The sequence below is a fragment of the Priestia sp. P5_B4 genome (assembly GCF_056400385.1).
The window spans coordinates 1-4,464 of the sequence record NZ_JBFULJ010000282.1; the positions used below are offsets into that span (position 1 = coordinate 1).

4 protein-coding genes are annotated in these 4,464 nt (G+C 36.3%); 2 read left to right on the top strand and 2 right to left on the bottom strand.

What is annotated here, in order from left to right; translation table 11 throughout:
- On the top strand, positions 1 to 289 hold a 289-nt coding region (locus AC1DRF_RS17535; RefSeq protein ID WP_477741269.1), incomplete at its 5' end, for a DUF4209 domain-containing protein.
- Positions 290 to 782: 493 nt separating this feature from the next.
- On the opposite strand, the gene AC1DRF_RS17540 is transcribed toward AC1DRF_RS17535, so the two are convergent.
- Complete coding sequence (locus AC1DRF_RS17540; RefSeq protein ID WP_477741270.1) at positions 783 to 1,868, bottom strand: NAD(P)H-dependent flavin oxidoreductase; 1,086 nt, start codon at positions 1,866 to 1,868, stop codon at positions 783 to 785.
- Between the two features lie 42 nt (positions 1,869 to 1,910).
- Positions 1,911 to 3,113: a YbfB/YjiJ family MFS transporter gene (locus AC1DRF_RS17545; protein ID WP_477741271.1), complete on the bottom strand. Its 1,203-nt coding sequence runs from the start codon at positions 3,111 to 3,113 to the stop codon at positions 1,911 to 1,913.
- 127 nt (positions 3,114 to 3,240) lie between these two features.
- Here AC1DRF_RS17545 and AC1DRF_RS17550 point away from each other — a divergent pair, with 127 nt between their 5' ends.
- Entirely contained in the window at positions 3,241 to 4,122 is an 882-nt protein-coding gene (locus AC1DRF_RS17550) for a LysR family transcriptional regulator (protein ID WP_427076990.1), read from the top strand.
- The last annotated feature ends 342 nt before the right edge of the window (positions 4,123 to 4,464 follow it).

The following is a 4,464-nucleotide window of genomic DNA, read 5'->3' on the forward strand; positions in this document are numbered from 1 at the left end:
TTTGTATTCAGCAATTGAAGGAACAAACATACTAACTAAAAACACCGATACTTTAGTTCATACTACAGTAAACTTAACTAACCTATTGAACAATACAAAGGTGCGACAGGTTATCACTGAAGATTTAGCAAATTATTTAGAACATCTACTAAATAATGATACCTCCTCAGAAAATATAAGAAATAATGTTGCACACAGGTTTAAACAGAGTGATTTTTATTCAAAAGAACGTTCACAAACCTTGATACACGCTCTTCTTCAGGTTTGTGTAAGATGTAAATATAAATAATTCAGAGATGCTGATTTGTTCTCCCCCTTTTCAGTCCTCCTGTATGAGTCTCTCCCTATTATTCAATTCAAAAATGCTCGTAAAAGTGTGTGTGTTTAAAAAGACGTTCGCAATTTATTTTTCAACTTAAACGAACAATAAAAATGATAGATTGGCCATACAAAACAAAAGTTCGCAAACGTATACTTTAATGAACAGTGTATAATTTAAAAAAGTCTGTGTCTTTAGAATAAATCTTTGTTTTACTTAAAGAGTTTAATAAAATAAAATGCCCCTCCTGTTGAAGAGGGACATTTCACATTTTCATTTATTTCTTACAAGCTATAGTGTGGTTGTTTCACTTGATATTGAATCAAAACGATGAAATTCAATTTAATGCTGTGGCAATAAAATATTTTACATTTTTCATCTTTAAGATTAATGATTAAATAGGAAAACCCCAATTATATAGATTCAATAAGTGATCCGTTTAGAAAGAGACTTATTTGCTGTTTTAACTGTAATTGAACGTTTGTAGAATACTTTTTGCTTRTTGTATGGTATCAGTGACTATCTCATCTGCTGTTTTATCCTTCTTTAATAGCCTTGTACTTTGACCACACCACAAAGACATATACTCTTTATTACCTTGCTTAGCTGCAGCTTTTCGAATCTCTCCAGTAATGGTATTTTGTGTAGGGAAACATAAAGGCTGAATCTTAGAATTGTCGAACTCCTTAATAAAAGTATTTGCTATTCCTCTTGCCGGACGACCTGAAAAATGTCTAGTAAGAACTGTGCTTTCTTCATTACTTTCATGAAGAGCTTCTTTATAACAAGGATGCGCCCCGGATTCTTGTGTTGCTAAAAATGCAGTTCCCATTTGGACACCACTGGCGCCTAAAGCTAAAGCTGCGATTAGTCCCCTTCCATCCATAATTCCGCCAGTAGCTATGACAGGAACATCCACCTGATCTACTACTTGAGGTACAAGTGAGAAGAGCCCAATATTCGCTCCATTGGGGCATTCATTTACATCGAATGTTCCCCGATGACCACCTGCTTCACTTCCTTGCGCTACAATCACATCTGTACCCTGTTCTTGTGCTGTTAGCGCTTCTCTAACAGTTGTAACCATTGTAATAACCTTCATATCGTTTTCTTTTGCTATTTTCATTGCATAAGGTGGAAGAATTCCAAAAGCCGTGCTTACTACAGGAACTTGTTCTTCCACTAATACTTTAAATTGCGCTTTAAACAAATTTTTAGTTTTGACCTCTTGATCACCGCGCTTAATATATAAAACGCCTCGTATCGTGTCTAATACCTGTTGAACCTCTTCTATCCTAACTGTATTATCTGCCATTTCAGTAGTGAAAAGATTGACAGCAAATGTCCTGTTTGTATATTTTCGAATCTCTCTCACAGTTTGCCGAATATCCTCTGGATGCATATAAGCAGCGCCTAAGGTTCCAAGACCACCTGCTTCACATACGTTTACAATAAGATCTACCGTTGTAATTTTGTCTCCCGCCATACCAGCCTGTATAATGGGTACCTTAATATCTAAAACTTCACAAACACGATTATATAAATTCACTTTTTTCTCCCCCAGATTATAAAGTAAACTACACGGGTTGTATTAAGATTTAAATAAGCGATGGGACTTGGTAGTTAATACTTTTTTATTTTCATACTTTAACCCTGACATAAGTAACATAGACCCTATTAAGACAATTGCTGCTGCTCCTAATAAAGAGGTATTATAATTATTTGTAGCTTCTGAAAGCACTCCAGCAAGAGTGGGACCAATCATTTGTCCAACTGCGTAAGCAGCTGTGAAATATCCCATTATCCGGCTATTGTTTTTTGGTACCATTTGTCCTAGTAGCGTAGCTCCAAGAGAGGTAATCCCCATGAAGGTAGCTCCAAAGATAGCAGCACTCGCAAACAAACTAAACGATGAGGATGACCATACAGGAATGCTTACACCAACAGCTTGTATGAACATAGCTAGGATTAACGATTTGATAAATCCCCATCTTTTAGAACACGCTGACCATAATAGACAAGAAGGAATGGCTGTTATACCTACTACTGTCCAAATTACAGAAGGGTCGAAATGAAAAGAAGGTGTTTTTTGGGCGATAGAGACAATGAATGTACCCGTTACAATATATCCTAACCCTTCGCAGCCATTGGCTACTATCAAGAAAGGTAACCATTTTCTTGGAGGAGCTGTACTTTGGTGAGCTTCGTCTCCTTTTTTGTTATGTAGGAAGACAGGAAGTTCTTTAAAAGTTAGAAAGATAACAATTAACAAAAGTAAGCTTAACCCGCCTAAACCAATCCAGGCTCCTTTCCAGCCCCAATTATGATAGAAAAAAGGAATGGAAATACCGGTTAGGAAAATCCCACAGCCAGGTCCCATATAAAAGAAACCAGACCAATTCGTCCTACCTATTTCTCTAAGCTTTCCTAAAACTATGCTTGAGGCCAATACAAAAACAATGGCACTACACACTCCAGATGAAAATCTCAATATTGCCCAAAGTGTATAAGAGGTCGTAAAACTCATCAAGCATGTAGTCGCAACACCAATAATTAAGCTTATCCTTAAGATAGGAACCGTTCTCCCCTTCATGGAAAATAGTCCCGTTAAAATAGCTCCAATTAGATAGCCTGCATAATTAGCTGAAGCGAGATAACCAGCAATAGTTTCCGGAAAATCAAATTTCTGTTGCATAAGAGGTAGGATAGGCGTGTAAGAAAATCTTCCGATCCCTAACGCAATGGCCATTGCAAGTAATCCTCCTATTAAAAATGAGAGATTTTTTTTATCCATTTCTTCACTCCTTACAAAAGTTGCTCCATATTTATCATATGCTTTTTTCTCCATATGGTATAATTCGAAATAAAGATATTTGCCATCACTTTAACAGATGGCAAATAGAAATTAGGTGTGAAGAAACATGGATATTCAATCATTGCGTATTTTTAAGGCAGTTGCTAAGTATGGAAGTATTTCAAAGGCTGCAAAAGAGCTAAATTATGCACAGTCCAATATTACGACTCGGATGCAGCAGTTAGAAAATAGCCTACAAACTGTCTTGTTTTATCGACATAATAAAGGAATTACACTAACAGCAAAAGGGGAATTATTAGTAACCTATGCTGATAAGATTTTTCGCCTTCTAGACGAAACGAAACAAATAATGAGGGATGAAGAAGAGCCTCAGGGGCCGTTAGGAATTGGGTCAATGGAGACAACAGCTGCCGTTCATTTACCTGCATTTCTTTCTAGCTATCATTCTGCTTATCCTCAAGTGGATTTAAACTTAAAGACGGGACCTACTAGTCAGCATATTGAAGAAGTATTAAATTATAAATTGGATGGTGCGTTTGTCTCTGGACCTTTATCTCATCCTGATCTCATTGTAAAAAAGGTTTTCAAAGAAGAGTTAGTGTTAGTAGGAAATTTGTTACTCTCTCGATTCTTAGGATCAGAAAGGGTTGGTAATTTAACACTTTTAGTCTTACACAAAGGTTGTTTTTATCGTGAGAAGTTTGAACATTGGTTACGTGAGGAAGGTGTAAGGCCTTCTAAAGTTATGGAGTTTGGTTCCTTGGATGCGCTTATGGGATGTATAGCAGCTGGATTGGGAGTTACTTTACTTCCCCTGTCTATTGTACAAAGATACAGTCATCTGGAAGAGGTTACCTATTATCCTATTCCTGAAAAATTTTCATTAGTTGATACACTTTTTATTTACCGGGCTGATACTACCTTCTCTACACCCCTTATTAAATTTATAGAAATGTTTCAAGAGAAGCACTCCTCTATAACTTCCTAGAAAAGGAATTGGCACTTGCATCCTCTCTTGTGTGGATAAAGACATTACATGCTCATCAAGTGAGTTTATAAATATAAAATGTACTACATGTATACAAAATAAAAAGCCACCCAGTATTTGCAGGACAGGGGGCTTTTCACTATAAAATGCATGTGCAAACACATTATAATATATATTTTCCAGAAATACTACATTTTAGAGAGTTAGCATATGTATAAAAGGAGCTCTTTTTATACATTCTCGTTTCTTTCAACTATCCAAAGAACGTAGTCATCTCAACGATGTATAAAAAGATGCATACCCAAGCAAAAGAATCCTTAGCTGAACCCTACTGCCGCAAGG